At 23.6% G+C, this 18,492-nt stretch carries 12 protein-coding genes; all 12 read left to right on the top strand.

Features of this window, described 5'->3' with window-relative positions:
* The first annotated feature begins 2 nt into the window (after positions 1 to 2).
* The 12 genes from H5J23_RS06535 (at position 3) to grpE (ending at position 18,485) form a co-directional block, all read left to right on the top strand.
* The gene (locus tag H5J23_RS06535; protein ID WP_185891394.1) at positions 3 to 3,305 is read left to right on the top strand and encodes a hypothetical protein; all 3,303 of its coding nucleotides are present in this window, start codon (positions 3 to 5) and stop codon (positions 3,303 to 3,305) included.
* A gap of 8 nt (positions 3,306 to 3,313) precedes the next feature.
* Entirely contained in the window at positions 3,314 to 3,589 is a 276-nt protein-coding gene (locus tag H5J23_RS06540; RefSeq protein ID WP_185891396.1) for a hypothetical protein, read from the top strand.
* Positions 3,577 to 3,966 carry a hypothetical protein gene (locus H5J23_RS06545; RefSeq protein WP_185891398.1) on the top strand — a complete coding sequence of 130 codons (390 nt, stop codon included), beginning with the start codon at positions 3,577 to 3,579 and terminating at the stop codon, positions 3,964 to 3,966. The genes H5J23_RS06540 and H5J23_RS06545 overlap by 13 nt, the downstream gene beginning before the upstream one ends.
* A gap of 11 nt (positions 3,967 to 3,977) precedes the next feature.
* Positions 3,978 to 4,790, top strand: coding sequence for a DUF4007 family protein (locus tag H5J23_RS06550; RefSeq protein WP_185891400.1), 813 nt, complete (start codon positions 3,978 to 3,980; stop codon positions 4,788 to 4,790).
* Between the two features lie 11 nt (positions 4,791 to 4,801).
* Entirely contained in the window at positions 4,802 to 5,245 is a 444-nt protein-coding gene (locus tag H5J23_RS06555; RefSeq protein WP_185891402.1) for a hypothetical protein, read from the top strand.
* Complete coding sequence (locus H5J23_RS06560; protein ID WP_185891404.1) at positions 5,235 to 9,200, top strand: hypothetical protein; 3,966 nt, start codon at positions 5,235 to 5,237, stop codon at positions 9,198 to 9,200. The genes H5J23_RS06555 and H5J23_RS06560 overlap by 11 nt, the downstream gene beginning before the upstream one ends.
* An 8-nt stretch (positions 9,201 to 9,208) precedes the next feature.
* Positions 9,209 to 11,443 carry a PglZ domain-containing protein gene (locus H5J23_RS06565; RefSeq protein WP_185891406.1) on the top strand — a complete coding sequence of 745 codons (2,235 nt, stop codon included), beginning with the start codon at positions 9,209 to 9,211 and terminating at the stop codon, positions 11,441 to 11,443.
* Between the two features lie 25 nt (positions 11,444 to 11,468).
* The gene (gene brxL, locus H5J23_RS06570; protein ID WP_185891408.1) at positions 11,469 to 12,869 is read left to right on the top strand and encodes a BREX system Lon protease-like protein BrxL; all 1,401 of its coding nucleotides are present in this window, start codon (positions 11,469 to 11,471) and stop codon (positions 12,867 to 12,869) included.
* 326 nt (positions 12,870 to 13,195) lie between these two features.
* Positions 13,196 to 14,386 (top strand): lipopolysaccharide assembly protein LapB, encoded by a 1,191-nt coding sequence (locus tag H5J23_RS06575; RefSeq protein ID WP_185891410.1) that lies wholly within the window; start codon positions 13,196 to 13,198, stop codon positions 14,384 to 14,386.
* Positions 14,383 to 17,229: a DarT ssDNA thymidine ADP-ribosyltransferase family protein gene (locus H5J23_RS06580; RefSeq protein WP_185891412.1), complete on the top strand. Its 2,847-nt coding sequence runs from the start codon at positions 14,383 to 14,385 to the stop codon at positions 17,227 to 17,229. The genes H5J23_RS06575 and H5J23_RS06580 overlap by 4 nt, the downstream gene beginning before the upstream one ends.
* A 2-nt stretch (positions 17,230 to 17,231) precedes the next feature.
* On the top strand, positions 17,232 to 17,927 hold the full coding sequence (locus H5J23_RS06585; RefSeq protein WP_185891414.1) for a hypothetical protein: 696 nt from the start codon (positions 17,232 to 17,234) through the stop codon (positions 17,925 to 17,927).
* Between the two features lie 27 nt (positions 17,928 to 17,954).
* Complete coding sequence (gene grpE, locus H5J23_RS06590) at positions 17,955 to 18,485, top strand: nucleotide exchange factor GrpE (protein WP_185891416.1); 531 nt, start codon at positions 17,955 to 17,957, stop codon at positions 18,483 to 18,485.
* Positions 18,486 to 18,492: the final 7 nt, after the last annotated feature.

Raw genomic sequence — 18,492 nt, forward strand, 5'->3', positions numbered from 1 at the left:
AAATGGAAAAGATTATAAATATATTAAATACTAATAATTACTCAATAAATTTAAAAAGTGATTATAATAATAAAAGCAAGATAAATTCATATTATCCAACATTTAATAATATGAGATTATTGGATAAAGTTTTGTTATCTATTGATAATAAAACAAATGGTTCAATTATATTATCTGGAGCTTATGGAACAGGAAAATCTTATTTTACAGCTTTATTATTAAGTATTTTAAGTTCTAAATTGAAGTTAAGTGATTATAGTAATTTAATTGAAAAATCTAAAAAAGTTTATGGTATAGAAGAGAGTTTAAAAAACCATATTGATAAAAAATACTTAATTGTTTTTATTGATGAATCTATGGATAATTTTTCAGAAGGAGTTTTTTCAGGAATTAGAAAAGCTTTAAAAGCTGAGAATATAAATATAAAAATCTCTTCAAAGATTGATATTATTCAAGAAAAGTTGGAATATTGGAAAGAAAATCATCTAAATATATATATACAATTTGAAGAAGAGTTAACAAAATTAGACTTTTTTAAAGAACTAAAATATAAAACTAAAAAAACAGAGGACATATTTTCAAAAGTTTATTCAGATATATTTGCAGGAGAAGAATATTCTTATAGAGGACAAATAAAAAATTTAAAAAATCTTTTAGAAGATGTTGAAAATGGAGTAAAAGAGAAAGGTTTTTCAGGAGTATTTTATGTTTTTGATGAGTTTGGAAGGTATTTAGAAACAAATATAGATAATTTAGATGTCAAAGAAATTCAAGATATGGCAGAATATTGTAATTTACAGAATAATTCAAATTTATTTATGATAACTCATAAAGATATTTTTCAATATACAAGAAAATTAAAAAATAATGTTGAAAAAGATGAATGGGAAAAAGTAAGTGGAAGATTTTTAAAAGAACATTTGATATTGGAAAAAGATAGTATATTAAAGATATTAAAAAATATAATCCAAAAAAATAATTATGAAGATTATAGAGAAAATAATCTAAATATAAAAACAAAAGAGCTACTTTTAGAAAATATATTAGAGCATCAAAATACATTGGAGTTAACAAAAGATTTCTTTCCTTTAGATTATATAACAGCAACAATGTTACCAGACTTATCTCAAAAATTAGCTCAAAATGAAAGAACATTATTTGCATTTATTTGCTCTGATGAATGGAGAGGATTAAAAAGCATAATATCTGATAAAAAAAATAGAAAAGATTTTATAACCTTAGATTATTTATATGATTATTTTGAAAGAGAGTTAAAGCAATTACCAGTAGATTCCAAAGAATATAAAATATATTTATCTAGTCAAGATATTTTATCTAAGATTCCAACTGCAGAGGAATTTTATATAAAAGTTATAAAAACAATTGCAATAATTTATGTCAATAATAATTTATCTGAAATAAAGCCTGATACGGATACTTTAAGATATATCTTTAATAAAGAATTATTAGATCTTTCGTATTTAGAAGAAAAAAAATTAATAGTTTTTAAAAAATATCAAAATCAATATGCACTTTTAGAAGACGTAAATCTAAACATTGAAAAGTTAGTAGAAGAATACTGCGAAACAAAAGTAGGAAGATTTGATTATGTTGAAAGATTGGAACAAGAGTTAAATAGAGGAGTATATTATCCATTAAAGTACAATGATTTAAATAAAATCAATAGATATTTTGGACAATATTTTGTAGATATTTCAAATTTAGAAAAATTAGAAAAAATAAAACAAAATAAAAATGAAGATGGAAGATTAATATATTTCACAAATATAGAAGGTAATAGTAATTATTGTGAAGTGTTAAAGGAGTTAAAAGAAAATAAAGACTTTATTTTTATTGGTTCTAAAGAGAATAGATTAGATATATACCAAGAGTTAAAAGAACTTGAAGCTATTGACTTTATAAAGAAAGAGGACAAAAATTATTTGTTAAAGGATAGCTTTAGAATAGAGTTAGAGATATATCAAAGAGAAATAAAAGAGAATATAACTAAAAAGTTATTAAAATATTTTTCTGAAAAAATAAATTTATTAGAAATTACTCATGAATATTTAGAGGTAAAATATCCAAAGTATTTAGGGGTAAACTATGAACTTATAAATAAAAGAAATATATCAGTTCCTATGAAAAAAGCTCGTTATGAGATTCTAAAAAAGTTGGATCAAAATATAGAGTTAAAAGAAGATTATTTTAAAGATACTAAAGCAGAAAGTTCAGTAGCAAGAGTATTGCTTTATAATACTGGAATTTATTATAAAGATTTAGAAAATGAAAACTACAAAAAATTTAAAAATTTAATGGATGAAATTTCAGAAGATATAAAAAAAGAAAAACAAACTTTTGAAAAATTATATATGAACTATTGTAGTAACTTAGGTAAATATGGATTAAGAGAAGGAGTATTTACATTTTTATTGGGATTAATATATTTAGAGAATAAAGATGATTTAGCGTTATCTTTAGAAGATGGAAATATAGAAATTGATTTTACTTTAGATTTACTGGATATAATTGAAAAAAATCCAGAAAAATATAGTTTATCTCACTATAAAATAGTGGAGAAAGAAATAAGATACATGCAAGATTTAGAAATCTTATTAAAAAATTATATTAATACAAAAGATTTGAAAATTTATAATCGTGTTTTAGAAGGTTTAAAAAATTTTTTATTAAATCAACCAAGATATGTAGGAAATATATATCTTTCAAAAGTTAAAGGGTTAAATAAAATATTTAGAAATATTTTTACTATTAATAATTCAAGAGAGTTTATTTTAGAAGATCTCCTAAAAATTTATAAATCAAAGAACTATAAAGATGTAACGATTAATTTGGAAAAAGAGATAATTGAATTAGAAGAGTGGAAGTTAAACTTTATTAATACTTTAGAAAAAACTAGTGTAGAAATACTATCAGAAAATAAGTTTGATAATTTAAAAGATTATCTAAAAAAAATAGATGAAAAAAATACTTCTAATGAAATAGAGCAGTTTATAAAATCAATAAAAGAAAAAAATAAAATATTAATATTAATGGATCTTACTAAAAAAATTAAAGGTTTTTCTTATGAAAATTGGAGAACAACTGAAGATTTAAATGAATATAAAGAGTTATTAATAAAAGAGGTTTCAAAAAAGATAGAGGAAGCGAAGTCTATAAATGAGGAGCTGGATATGATGGAAAAAATGTTAAGCTCTAAAATTCAAGCAGTTTTAAAAAATATGGGATTTAGTTTAACACAAGAGCAGAAGAAAAAAGTAATGACTAAAATATTATTAGAAATGTAGGTGTTAATGTGAATGGAGCAGGATGGAATTTAAAAGAAGGTGAAATAAATTCATCAATTGAATTTGAACATGCTATAACTAATTTTTTTTCAAAAAAAAATAGAATGAATAATTTATATAAATTATTATTATTTCAGGCGATTCTAAATATAGAAAATCGAGTAAATCAAGATGTTTTTTATGAGGTTGCGATAGAGTTTGCAGAGCTATATTTCGAATATAAAAAAACTTATGAATTAAAATTTATAACGGTCGTTCAGAACAATCTGCTGTGGATGTATTAATCCAAAATTTATTTAAAAAAAATATTCAGAATTATAAAACAATTTTAGATCAAGATAAAATTGATTATATTTACTCAATAAAAAAAGTATTAAAAACCAATGTAATAGGAGCTTTATATAAAAGTTTAAATGAAATCCCTTATTCTTTTAATATAAAATTAGAAAATTTAGAATTAAATAATAATTTTAAAAATTTTTTAGATAATAACAAAAAAATATTAAATACTTTAATATTTTCTAGAATGATTGAGTTTTTTAAAATCTCAGAAAAAGATAAAAATATATTAATAAAAGAAATGGAAAAAAATAATATTTTAAATTGTGAAGAAGATTTTTATCTTAAAATTCAAGATGAAATTAAAATGTTATTTAAATAATTGGAGGAATTATGCACTCAAAACAAAAATTTAAAATTGAAATACCATATATATTTAAATTATTAGAAATTCTTGAAAAAGGAGAAGGCGCAAAAGAAGGGATAAAAGAAGAGTCAGGAGCTGGTGAAAATAGAGTAATTACTTTCATAGAGTGGTTAAAGTATATAGGTTCTATTGAAATAGTTAATAAAGAAATAGTTTTAACTCAGTTAGGTAAAACTTATTTAAAAATTAGAGATTCGCATGATTATGTAGAGCCATTGATGCTATACTATTTGGCTAAAAATCCAAATTTAGAAAAAAATGATGGTCACTACTATATTTCTGAAGTTTTAAATGAATATTTAAGTACAAAAGTTGCGGATTATGATAATAAGATAACTTTAGAAAGTGCTAAAGAATATATGATAAGTTTTGGAGCAGATCCTAAATATCCTGATTTTATAAAAGATGCAGTAAAAGTTTTAGAGGAATCTGAAACAGGTTTTGGAAAAATGGGTATTTTAGAGAAAATAATAGATGATAAAAAGAGCCCTGTTTATGAAATTCATTCGTATTGGGTAGAACCTTTAGTTGGCGCATATATAATTTATGATTTATGGAAAGAGGGCCAAACAGAGATGCAGATTTCTTCTATAATAAATGATAAATATCATCTAGGAAGAATCTTTTTAATGGATGAAGAAGCGATTATAGAAACATTAGAAGAGATTCAAGCTTTAGGATTAATAGATATAGATTTAACAGGTGGACTATACCAAATAAGAAAGAGTCATAGATACACTAAAGAAGATATTTTAAATATGATGATAGAAAATTCTTAAAAGGAGAAACTATGGAAAAAATTCAAAATATATTAAATGAAAATATAGTTTCTAGAATAAATGCTTATATTTATTTAAAAGAGTTAAAAGATAAGAAAAATTTTTTAGAGTTAAAAGATATTAATTATTTAGATTTTGAAAAAGAAGGGTATAAGTTTTTTAAAGATAATAATTTAACACCAACAGTTTTTAATCGAGGAAAATTTTTTGATTATGTAAAAAATATTTCACTGGAAGAGAATAGGGTATTAGTGATTGATAATTTGGAAATAATTCAAAATATATTATTTGCTAAAGAAGAGTTTCAAGAGTTTTTTAAAGAGATGGAGCTACAAAAATTTAAAAATAAAGTTATTTTTATTTTTTCTAATATAAGGATAATGAAACTAAAAAAAGAATTAAAATCATATTATCCAGAAAAGAATATAATCATAGGAGATCAGAATGAGGATTAAAGATATATTAAGTATTAGAGAGTTTGAGCCAGTTGTAGACTTAACATGGGGATTAAATATTGATGAACATGAAAGAATGTTATCAAAATATATAATGACAGATGAAATAGCCGAAACTTTTGTAGAAATTTTAGAAAGTTTTAATATGGTTAGAAGTAAAAAAAGAATAGAAAATTTAAATGGAGATATAAATACTACTGCTAAAAGAGCACATATTTTATCTGGACAATATGGTACAGGTAAATCATATTTTTTATTGATGCTTAGTATTATTTTAGAAATGAAAAATAGTTCTTTAGCAACTAAAATGATAGAGCATTTTAAAGATTTTCCAGAGTTACAATATCAATTACAATACATTCAAGATAGAAAAAAATATTTTGTTGTAAGAATAAATGGAGAAGCACAAAATGAAAAAGAGTTTGTAGATGTTATCCAAAGTACTGTAATTGAAGCTATGGAAAAGGAATTTAAAAATCTAAAAATGACAGCGGTATATTCATCTGTAGCAGAAATATTGAAAAATGCATATCCAATATATTCAGAAAAAATAGATGAGTATTTGGAAAAAAATGATGATACTATGGAAGATTTATTAGCAAGCCTTTCAAATTCATCAAGAGATGGGTTAAATAAAGCAAGAGAAATAATAAAAGATGTATTAAAGCTTGGAGTTAAAGTTGAAGTTGGAACTTTGAGTGATTTCTTAGATGAAGTAAATGATGAATTAAAGGCAAATGGTTATAATGAGTTAGTTATAATATTTGATGAATTTTCAGCTTATATAACAGCATCTGTTGAAAATAAAAGAATAAATAAAGATTTAGGAAAAATTCAAGAGTTATGTCAATTAACAGCTAAAAGTGCACAAAAAAATGTAGCATTCATAACATCAATCCATAAAGATATTAATACTATATTAGAAGCATATGGTATTGGTATAAAAAGTGAACTAGATAAAATTATTGGAAGATTTGAAACTCATATTTTAAAATTTGAGCAAGGAAATGAACTTATAAAGAATACGTTAAATCTTGATAAAGTAAATTTTCAGTTGTATAAGAATAAGCATGAGGAATTTATTGATAAATTAGAAAAAAAATATAAACATGATTTTTTGGATTTTTATCCAATACATCCAGCTACAATAGAATATCTAACACCAATTTCTCAAATATTTGCTCAAAAAACCAGAACAACTTTAGGATTTATAAAAGAAGTTGTTAAAGAGAGATATTTTTCAAGAAGTGTAGAAGAGAATGGAAAACTTAATTTAGTAACTTTAAGTGATTTATTTGAATCTTTTGAAAATGCTATAGATAATAAAAATCCTGAAATTATAAATATATATAATCAAAATATAAATGGTTATCCAGAAGAAAGTGAAGTAGTTCAATACTTAAGAGCAATAACAATAGCCTATTCGAGCTCACTATCTAAAACAGGAGCAAAATCTGAATTAACAGCAGAGGATTTAAAAGATATCTATCAAGAGGAATCAGAAGAGAAAGTAAGAGAAAATTTAAATAAACTTGTAAGTACTAATTATTCAAATGTTATTGTGAACAATGGAGCATATAGATTAGTAGCAGGAACTGGTGGAATAAAATTTGATAAAAAAATATCAGAAGAAATGGATAAAATATCCCCTACAAATGTAATGAAAACTATTTTAGAAAAATCAGAAAGTAGAATATTTATTAAAAGAAATTATTCATTAAAGTATAATTTGGGATTTTTTCCATTTGATGTAAATATAGATTCTATAAAACTTAACCTAGAAGAATTGAAAAATAGAAATATAGAATCTTTAGTATCAAGTAGAGGATATGGAAAACTAATATTTGTTGTTCCAGATTTTCATGAAGAATATAATAAAGAGGCTTTAATCGAGAGCTACAAAGAATTGTTTAAAGATGTAAACAAAAATATTTGTATTGCTTTTGTAAATGATATAGCTTTTAAAGAAAAAGATTTAAAGGAGTATGGAGCGTTATTAAAAATAGAAAATACAGATAAAGAAGTTGCAACAAATGAAGAGATTAAAAAAATTATCGTAAAAAGAAGACGTAAATTAGAAGATAAAATAAGAAATAAATATCTTAGAAAATTTAGTAATTTAAAGAATTTTACTTTTATATTTGGAGAGGGAAATGTTGAAACGACTCTAAGAAGTGAAAGGAAATTTTTTGAACAATTATTATTTAATTTTTATACAAAGTTTCCAAGAGAAATAAAAGTTGAAAACTTTAATACAAGAGCTGGAATTAATGATATTACTAAAATGTGTATAGATAGAGGTGTTGGAGAGTTTGCTAAAAATGATACATCTTCAGCAGTAAAACAACTAAAAATGTTATTAAAACCTTTGGATTTAATAGAATTTACTGAAACAGTAAGTGGATTTAAATATCAATTAAAAATGCCTAGTGAAGGTGCTAGTGAAATATCCAAAGAGATTATGAATATTATTTTAGATGAAAAAATAGAATTATGGGAAAAATATAATCTTTTACAAGAGGCTCCTTATGGGTTATCAGAAAAATTAGTTGATGTATATTTATTTGTGGCTAGTAAAACAGGAAAGATAGTAATTTCTACAAATAGAGAGAATGAAAAAGAAAAGCAAATTAGCTTAGATGCTAAAACATTAGAAGAAGTTTCTAGAAGTCCTAGAGATTATAAAATAGAAAAAAATGAAGAGTTTTTGATACCAATAGAGGTTGAATCTATTTGGAATGCTTTAAATAGTTTAAGAATAGTTAAGCAAAGTAAAGCACGAGCCTTTAAAGCTAACAGCAACAATGATTTTAATCCATTTTTAATTTTAAGTAGTGAAATAAAGACTATTTTAGAAAATTTACAAGATAGAGAAAAACGTTTAAAAGCAAGAGGAGTAAAAACTAAAAAATTAAAAGTTTTAGTAGATAGATTAAGAGAATTATCTAATATTTTAAAGCCAGAAGAGTTTTTTAATAAGATGGTAGAGTTGCCAAATATTTTTAATAAAAGTGAATTTAATCAAAATATAGAGGAGTTTAAAAGTTTTTTAATTAAATTACAAATGTTAACGAGCAAGATAGTAATGAGTTATGAAAAATGCAGTATATTAATTCCACATTTAGATGAAAGAATATATGATTTAACTGGATATAGAGATTTAAAAGATAAATTAAGAGAAGTGGATGAATTATTAAAATATTATCAAAATGATTTTTTAAATGTAGCTTTAGTTGAAAAGTTAGAAGAAAAAACAATTCAGCTTTTAAAAGAATATAATAATGAATATAAAGTTAGACACGACTCATATCATAAAGAGTTTGCGAAGTTAAGAGGAGAATTTTTAGAAGAGTTAAAAGACAAGCTTCAAATAATAGGAACACTAAAAAAGTTAGATTTAAAAAATATATCTTCATTAGACGACTTTTATGATAATTTGAAAAACTACGAAAAGTGTGAAGTTATTGAGCTAGAAGATGAAATATCAGCGTGTAAAATGTGCGATAAAAGAGATTTAAAAAAATTAGAAGGAAAACAAACTTCTTTAAATGATTTATTTGTTCAATATAAGAAAAGAGTTTTGGGAGTTTATCAGAGTTATGATGATGGATTAAGAGAAAATAGTATAAAAGAAAACTTGATAAATAGTGATAGTTACAAAAATATTATTTTTGCATTAAATAGAGTTTCAAATGAAGAAACTACAGGAACGGAAGTTAGAGAAATAGAGACAGAATTTAACATGATAGAAAAAGAGATTAATGTATTATTAAGAGAGAAAAATTTAGAACCAATTAGAGAAAGAAATATAGAGTTTGAAGAGTTAACACAAGAGTTATTATTGGAACTTCAAGGAACTGGACAAAAATATCTAAGTTTAGAAGAAGTTAAAAATAGATTTAATAGTATTATAGAAAAACACAAAGCACAGGAGATTATGAGTGCAAAAATATAGGTGGGGCTATGATAAAAATTATAAAAGATATATCTAAAGAGTATTATTCTTTGGAAGAATACATAATAGTAAAGGATTTGGAATCTTATTTTGAAGCTAGAAGTAAATTTTTTAAAAAATATAAAGAAAATGAAAAATTTCAAATTGTTATAAAAAATAAAAAGTATTTCTCTTTATTTTTAGATTTTGAACAATATGAAAGTGTAAAAGTGGAAGAGGTATACGAAGTTAAAGGGCCTGAAGTAAATTTAGGTCCTAAAGACAATCTATTTAGAGTTCTTTTAAATGCTTTAAACTATCCTAATAATTCAAAAAAAATAATAGAGATTTTAGAAAAACAGTATTTTACAGAAGTTAAATTTCTTTTAAATGAAAAAAATAGAACAATAGAAAATTATTTAGAACTTTTAACTAATATTATTATCTTTTCAAAATATAAGGAGCATAATTTTAATATATTATTAGATGAAGTTGCTACTCTGGAACTATATGAATTGGGAAAGACAAATTTAAATTTACAAAAAAGTTTTTCCTATGAAAGAGAAGAGTTAAAAAATTATATTTCTAAATGTGATAAAAAATTAAGGGAAGATAGTAAAAAAATGTCTTTATTTAATGAGTTTCCAGAGGAGAGATATTTTGGAGAAATAAATGGTATTTTACCTTTTGAAAAAGAATATTTCTTAAAGAGAAATATTGAAAAAATGAATCAACTAAAAGGGTATGATATTATTTTGATAAATTTGGAAAAAGCTGAGATTTTTTTTAATGAATCATATTTAGATATCAAAAATATAGTTAAAGCTTTGATAAAAATAGATAAAAATAGAAGACAAGATAAAGTAACTATACAAGATTTTCAAGAGTTTTTTATGGAAATATATTTAAATTATAATAGTCTTTCATCTGAAAAAAATTTAGAGAGTTTAATAGAAAATATTGAAAAGAAGTATAGAGTTAATTTATTTTCATTAAAGCAAAGCATAAAAAATATATGGAGTGAAGCTAATAAAAAGTTTGAAGAATTTTATTTAAAAAATTATAGTTTATTATATAGCTCTTCAGAGCAAAGAGGGCTAGATTATGCAATCGAAAATAGCTATAACACTTTAAATAATAATAGAAATAATTTATATATTTTTATAGATTGCCTAAGGTATGATATTTGGTTAGGAATAAAAAAATATATGCAGCAAAAAGGCTTTAATTGTCATTTAGATAAAATTATTTTGAGTGGTATACCAACAGTGACAAGTTATTGTAAAAAAATTTTATATACTGGAAAAAAATATAATCAAATAGAATCAAAGGACTTCTTTAAAAGTGATGTTGTAAAAGTAAACTCGATAGATGATTTAAAAGAGGAAAGTACAAGAGATAATTTTCTTTATGAGATATTAGATTTAGACAATTTCTTTCATAATATAAAAGATTTAACAGAAGAGTACCTACAAAATACGATAGAATTAAAGTTGAATAAGTTATTGGAGAATATAGAAAAAGATAGATTTAATATAATAATGATGACTGATCACGGAGCAATGAGACTTTATGATGATGATTTAAGTAGTTTCAAATATAAGGATATATTAACAGAAAGAGGATTACAAGTTGAAAATCATGGTAGATATATAAAAGTATTTTCTAATATATATGATGATGAAGTTTATAATGAGTTGGATACATTATTTGAAAGAGATAATAATTTCTATACATTAAATAGAGAGGTTATGTCTAAGTACTATTTACCAATTTCAGAAAAAGAAAAAGAAAACTATTTTTATTTAATTTATAAATATGGAAAATATCCTAAAAAAACTGGTGAGTTCAACCATGGTGGAATAAGTTTTGAAGAGGTTTTAATACCCTATGGTGTATTTAAAACAGAAGAAAAAGAGTTTGTTCCTATTAAATTAGAAGTCAAGTCAACTGAAATAAAAAATGATTCTAAAGCTGAAGTTGATATTTTGATAAAAAACAGTAATGTAATTCAAAATTTGAAAGTAAATTTAAAATATCAAAACCTTACAAAAGAGTATAAAGAAGTAGAGGGAAATAAATTAATCCAAATACCTTTAGAACTAAAAGAAAATTTAGAAGGTGAGTATAGGGATATTGTAGAAATAGAATTTTATTTTGAGGGAGAAAAACACTCTTTTAAAGAAACATTAGTATTAAAAATTATAAAAAATCAAAGATTGGCAATGAATAAAAAATTAAAGAGTAGTCGATCTTTACTTTAAATACTAATTAAATTGAGGAGGAGAAATGGAGTTATGGGAAAGACTTCTAAAAGAGAATTTTGGAAGTGCAGTGGTAGATAAACCCAAAGCTATAAAAAATGAGATACAAGGGCTACCTAGATATGTATCAGAGTATCTTTTGGGGTATTTTTGTGAAGATGAAATAACAGAGGATGGATTAAAGGAAACTAATAACTATATTCATGAACATAGAATAGATAGTAGAGAAAAAGAGAAGTTTAAAAATAGTTTAAGAATAAATGGAAGTTTAAAAATAATTGATAAATTTAAAGTAAAAATCAATTTAGGAAAAAATAAAAAAAAGCCAACACAGATGGAGATTCCTAGTTTAGGGATAACAGATGCAGAGGTTAATGATAAAGTACTAATAGATCATCCAAGATTATTGATAGATGGGCTTTGGGGAATGGGAGAAATTTTTTATGATGACGAAGAAAAAGATATAAGATTAATAAATTTTAAACCTTTTCAGCTATCAGAAATAGATGTGGATGAATTGAAAGAAGCAAGAGAGCAATTTGATTCAGAACATTGGTTAAATATAATGATGAGTACAGTTGGACTGAACTATGAAAATTATACTAGGAGAGAGAAGCTAATACTTCTTTCTAGATTAATACCAATGGTTGAAAATAACGTATTTATGATGGAATTTGGAAGTCCTGGAACAGGAAAAACTTACGTTTACGAAAATATAAGTTCATATTCTAGAGTCATTTCAGGAAGTAAAGTGTCAGGACCACAACTATTTTATAACCTAACAACTAAGCAAGATGGATTGTTGGTTCAGTATGATGTTTTACTTTTTGATGAAATTGATAAAATTCAGAAAAGCGGACTTCAAGAAGATGTAAGTACAAAATTATATCAATATTTGGCTTCAGGAAAATTTGATCGTGGTGGAGTTGAAAAAGTAAGTGAATGTGGAATAATGATGGTTGGAAATTTACCTGCAGGATATTTTGAACAAAAAGATTTATTAAAAAATCTTTTACATGAAACTAATACTCATTCTGCATTTTTAGATAGATTAGCTGGAGTTGTTCCTGGCTGGGAAATAAAAAGCATAGGAAATCCAAATAAAGCTTATACAAAAAATTTAGGTTTTGCAGCTGATTATTTTAGTGAAATTCTTCATAAATTAAGAAGAGTAAACTATCAGTATATATTAAATAGAATTAGATTAGAGCACGCTTCAACAAGAGATGTGATTTCAATAAATAAAATAGTTAATGGAATGATAAAATTAGTTTATCCAGATGGAAATTTAACTGATGAAGAGTTGGAAGAGATTGTAGGGTTAGCTGTAGAATATAGACAGTTTGTTGTAGATCAAAACTATAGAATAAATAAGGATAAAACCTTTGATAAGCAAATTCAATATATGATTTTAAGAGATTTGTAATACAAATTGTAATACACTAGTTTTAGATGCCTCTATGATGTATTTAATATGGTTTAAATGGATTTTTTAGAGGTGTCTATACTTATGAGTCCAAAAATAAATGAGACGCTTAAAATTGAAATAAGAGAGTCAAAAAAATGAACTTTTGTCAAAAAAATAGTAAAAATGAAGAAAAATCATTTTTTTGAAATAAAAGTACTTAAAATATAGCTTTAAAACAATAAATATACCGTTATTCAATAACTGATGAGAAATAACTGTAAAAAAGTTATATTTTAATTAAAGATTTAACTTTAGCAGAGAAAAAATTCTGTAGGAGGATAATTATGACTGAAAATATAGAAATAGCATTGAAAGCTTATGAAGAAAAAGATTTTAAAGAAGCATTTAAATATTTTAAATTAGAAAAAAATAATGAAAAAAGTCATGATTTTGATAAGAAATATTCATTTAAGTTTATTAAGACAATATATGACTCTATTATAAAAGAAATGAAAGAGATAAATAATGAAAATAAAGAGTATATTATTTATATAATGACTCATTTAAAAAATAGTGATGTATTTTATAAAATAACAGTTTTTAAAGTTGTAGAAATTTTATTTAAAAAACAAAATCCAGAATACGATAAAATAATAAAATGGCTTGAAAAATTGGAGGTAGAATTTTTATCAGATGAACAACAAAAATATGAAAGCAATGGTAAAAATATAGTAAAAAGTTCTGAAAAAGAAAAGTATTATATGCAACTTTCGAAAGCTTATGAAAAATTAAAAAATTATGAAAAAGCAAAAGAAATTTCAATGGAAGCATTGGAAAATTTAAAGGAGTTTTCAAACGATTCAGATATTTGGCTGAAGAGAAGAGTAGCAGAATATGATGTAGACAATAAGAATTATGATAAAGCTCTTTCAATATATAAAGATATACAAAAAAAGAAAAATGACTGGTTCATATTAAGAGAGATTGGAATAATTTATTTAAAAAAATGTGAATTTACAAAAGGAAAAAATTATTTATTAGATGCAGCTTGTGCCTATGGAGAAGTAAATAAAAAGTTAAATCTTTTTTTAGATTTATATACACATCTAAAGGATTATGATGAAAAATTAGCAATCATATCGTTAAAAATATATTTTAAAATTAGATTAGAAGAAAATTGGAAAATTACTTCAAAAGATAAAGAGATGGCAGAGCTAGAAAACATAGAATTATCTAAGGAGGAATTAATTAAAATTTCTATAAAGAGATTTTTAGAAAACTGCAAAGAGTTACGTTGGAAAGATGAAGTTTTTTACAAAGGAAAAGTTGATAGTATCAAAGACAAATTTTTCTTTATAAAGAGAGAAAGTGGAGAGAGATATTATTGTAAAACAAAAGAGTATCCCAGTAAGAAGGGCCCAGTTATAGGGACTCCATTGAAGTTTAATTTAATTGAAACTTTTGATAATAAGAAAAATAAATATGGATTTTCAGCAATAAATTTAAAATTTGAGAGTTCAGAGGAAGCTTTATGAGTGTAAAAAGCATAGAAACTATATATAGTATATTAGTTAAAATATCTTCGTATTTAAAGAAAGAAGGGTATAGTTTAAGCTTAGTAAAACATATGAATAATTCCTTGCCTTTATATCAAATTGAAGGAATTAAAAAAGAGGATAAAGTTATGCTAAAAGTTTATCTAAAAAACGATGGAACAAAAACAATTCAAATTGTTCAAAATGAAAAATCAAGTTATTTAGATAAATTTAATTTTAAAAAAGGTATAACTATTTCTCAACAATATAAATTGGATTTTAAAGAGAAGGAAAAAATAACTTTAAAATTAATGAAATTAAAAGAGTTAAAAATTATTGATTTTACATTAGAGAACAGAGAAAGTCTATATCTATATAAAATAAAGTGTTTAAGTGAAAATTATAAAGTTGTTTTAAATTTTTATCAAGATGGAACACTTATATTTGAAGGTGCAAACTCTGATTTTTTAGAAAAACTTTCCGATTATCTGATTAAAAAAAATGATAATATAATACACGATATAGGTAGTTACAATAAGAATTTAAACCTTTTATTAGAACACTTTCAAGAAACTATTTTTCAAAGATTTTTAGAAAGAAAATCACTTTCTGAAGAACAAATGGCTGTTGTTAATTCAGAGGAAAGGATTATTGTAGTTAACGCTGTAGCGGGAAGTGGAAAAACAACAACATTAGAAGGGGTAATCACAAGGTGGAGTAATAAAAAAATTTTATATATTGTTTATAATAAAAAAATGAAAGAGGAAGCTGAGGAAAGATTTAAGGAATATAGAAATGTAAGAGTTGTTACAAGTCATAGTTTAGCCTATGAAAAATATTCTCTTAGAAATACTAAAGAAAATTTAGATATTTTTAAAATAGCTCAGAAGTTAAAGCTATCATTTCCAGATGCTACTTTTTTATCTAAAATATTCCAATTGTACCTTATAGGAAAAGAGATTTTACATGTAGAATTTATAAAAAAGAAAGAAGTTGAAATAAAGGAAATATGCTTTAAAAATTATTTAGGTGTATTATTAGGAGATTATAATAAAAGAAAAGAAAATAAAGACAATCCTCTAGAAGTAAAAAAAGATATAACATCCGAAGAGATTAAAGTTTTTTTAGAAGAAAAAAAATTACTTGAACAAATGAAAAAACTTTATGAGAAGAAAATAGAAGATTTATCAGAATGGTTAATAAAGTTAGAAGGATTAATGGAAGAAAAAACCATTTCAGAAACTCATGATTATTATTTAAAAAAATATCAAAAAGATAGAGAGAGAATATTTAAATACGAAATTGTAATGTTAGATGAAGCACAAGATTCAAATGAAGTTGTTATGGATATAATGGACTATAAATTTCCAAATGCTCGGAAAATAATAGTTGGAGATACCCACCAACAAATTTATTTGTGGAGAGGAGCTAAAAATGCAATGGAGTATTTTTCTCAAATAAAAGAATCTAAATTATATAATTTAACGACCTCTTATAGAATAGGACCTGAAATGGCAGAAGTTTGTAGTGAAATTTTAAGTATTAAAAATTATAAAAATCCTTTAATAGGAAAAAATTTATTACAAGAAAAGAAATCCTTTCTAACACTTATTGATGATAAAAAAGGTATATTAACAATTTTATTTAGAAAAAATTTTAATATGATTAAAGCAGCTATAACTTCAGATAAAAAAATTATTTTTTTGAAAGAAATTAATTTAGAAAAATTTAAAGATGTAAAATATTTTAAAGAAGGACAAATAGAGAATATAAAATATTTATTTTCATTAAAAAACTATAAAAACTATCAAGAGTTAAACGAATATATTAAACAAGGATGGGAAGAAAATCCAGATATTATATTAGGAATTAGGTTACTAGAGTATTTAGACACAGATTTTGACGATAAAATAAGTGAGTTATCTCAAAGAATACTATCCTTTGATCAATTAAAAGAAAATATAGAAAATAATATAAATGTTTTAGGAACAATTCATGGTTCTAAGGGATATGAATTTGAAAAATTGCTGTTAAATATTGATTGTTTGGATTTCATAGAAAATTTAGAAAGAATGTCTAAAGAGGAGATAGAGCAAGAGTTAAATTTAATATATGTAGGATTAACAAGAAGTTCCAAATGGGTATACTACACATTAAATACTGATTTTTTTAAACAGCTTTTGTCACCAATATTTGAAGAAGAAAACTTAGAAGAAAAGAAGAATCAGGAGATAAAGAAAGAGCTTTATAAATATATGATGTCAGAAGCTATAAAGGAAAGAGGTATAAAAGAGTTAATTCATTTTACTAAAATGAAGAATCTTAAAAATATATTAGAATATGGAATTTGCTCTACAAAATATTTAGACTCAAATAAAATTGATTACTTTAATAGTGATTTTGTGAGATTAGACGATAAATACGATTACATAAGCATATCAGTATCATTTCCAAATTATAAATTACTTTTTAAAAAAAGGAGAGAATGTAAAGAAGCATATGTAGTTATTTCTATAAATCCAGAAATTTTATTAGAGAAAGAATGTTTATTTTATCCAACTAATGCAGCTAATAGTAGATTTCAAGATGATAATTATGAATATTCAAGTTTTCTTGACTTTGAAAAAATGTTTGAAAATTTATTAGGAAAAATACCTAAAAATTATCCAACAGATTCTCAAGCAGAGATTTTGATAAAAAATATAATAGAAAAAGAATATATAAATTATATTTATTTAGAAAAAAATGATTATACAGAAAAAAGAGGGGCCTATATTCATCCTAAAGCTGAACATATAAAATTTATGTTAGGACAAAAATATTTTGAAAAGAGGGGGTGTTAAAAATGTCAAAGAGACCAGTTTTTATCTCGCAAGTTAATTCTGATAAATTTGTTGAGGAGAGTGAAGTAGAATTTCAATGGTTCCCAGGGTTTGCAGTGTCTCAAAAACAAAAATCTATATCTTCTTTGCATGAAAATTTTCAAAAGAAAAATCCAAATTTAAAAATATTAGAAATATCGTCTAAATCCGAAAAAGAATTAGGAGTTAAATTAAGTGCATTTAATTTAATGATAGTAAAGGGGAATACTAAATATAGCGTTGAATCAGCATTTCAAGCAAGTAAAGTTTTTGAAAGTGGAGGACCATATAAAGAGATTTTTAAATTAGATTCTTTAGAAGCTAAAAGGTATAAAAAGTTAAAAGAATCAGGAGAACTTATTAGATTTGAATTTTTTGGAACTAAGTGGGAGTTGGAACCTAAAACTCTTTTTTATGATTGGCTATATATAAATGCATTAGCAAAAAATTCGGATTTAGCAAAAGAGATTATAGAATATGATGCTTTTACAGATATCGAGTTCAATCCTAAAAAATCAATAAACAATCAAGCAAAGGCAGCAGCATTATATGTATCACTTTTTAGAAGAGGATTGTTAGTTACAGCACTTGAAAATCCTCAGTCGTACCGAAAAATAATCAAAGAAGTATTTGATATTTACAATCCATTAAAGCAATTAAAAATTTTTGAAAAAAATTAAAAAAGTGAGAATCAATGGGGAGAGAAAATGAATATAAAAGAGGAATTAAGAAAATTTACTGAAAAAACTTTAGAAGATAATTTTTTAGAAGATAATGAAAATAATTTATCAGGTGTAGAACAAAACTTAAAAAAAGAGATAAAAAAAGGAACTTTATTTGTTCAAAGTGAAATTTCACAGTTAAAAACTGAAATAGAGAAAGGTAATAAAGAAGCAGAAACATTAAAAAAAGAAAACTTTATTTTAGTTAAGGAATTAAAAAAAAGAAATGAGTTATTAATAAATATATTGCAAAATTATTTTATAATAAATACCTTTGATTTATGTATAGAAAATAAAGAGGTTTTAAACTTAGTATTAAAAAAAGAGAAATATTTATTAAATAAAGATGGAATTGATTATTCGGCAGAAGTGGGACAAGAATTCAATCCTAAATATCATGAAGCACTAAATCAAGATATAGAAAAAAAAGATTCTTATACAATTGAAAAAATTGTAGAACAGGGTTATAAAGAAAATGGAGAAATATTAAAATATGCAAAAGTAATAATAAAATAATAAGGGG

Origin of the sequence: Cetobacterium sp. 2G large (genome assembly GCF_014250655.1) — a bacterium.
GTDB classification, from domain to species: Bacteria; Fusobacteriota; Fusobacteriia; order Fusobacteriales; family Fusobacteriaceae; genus Cetobacterium_A; species Cetobacterium_A somerae.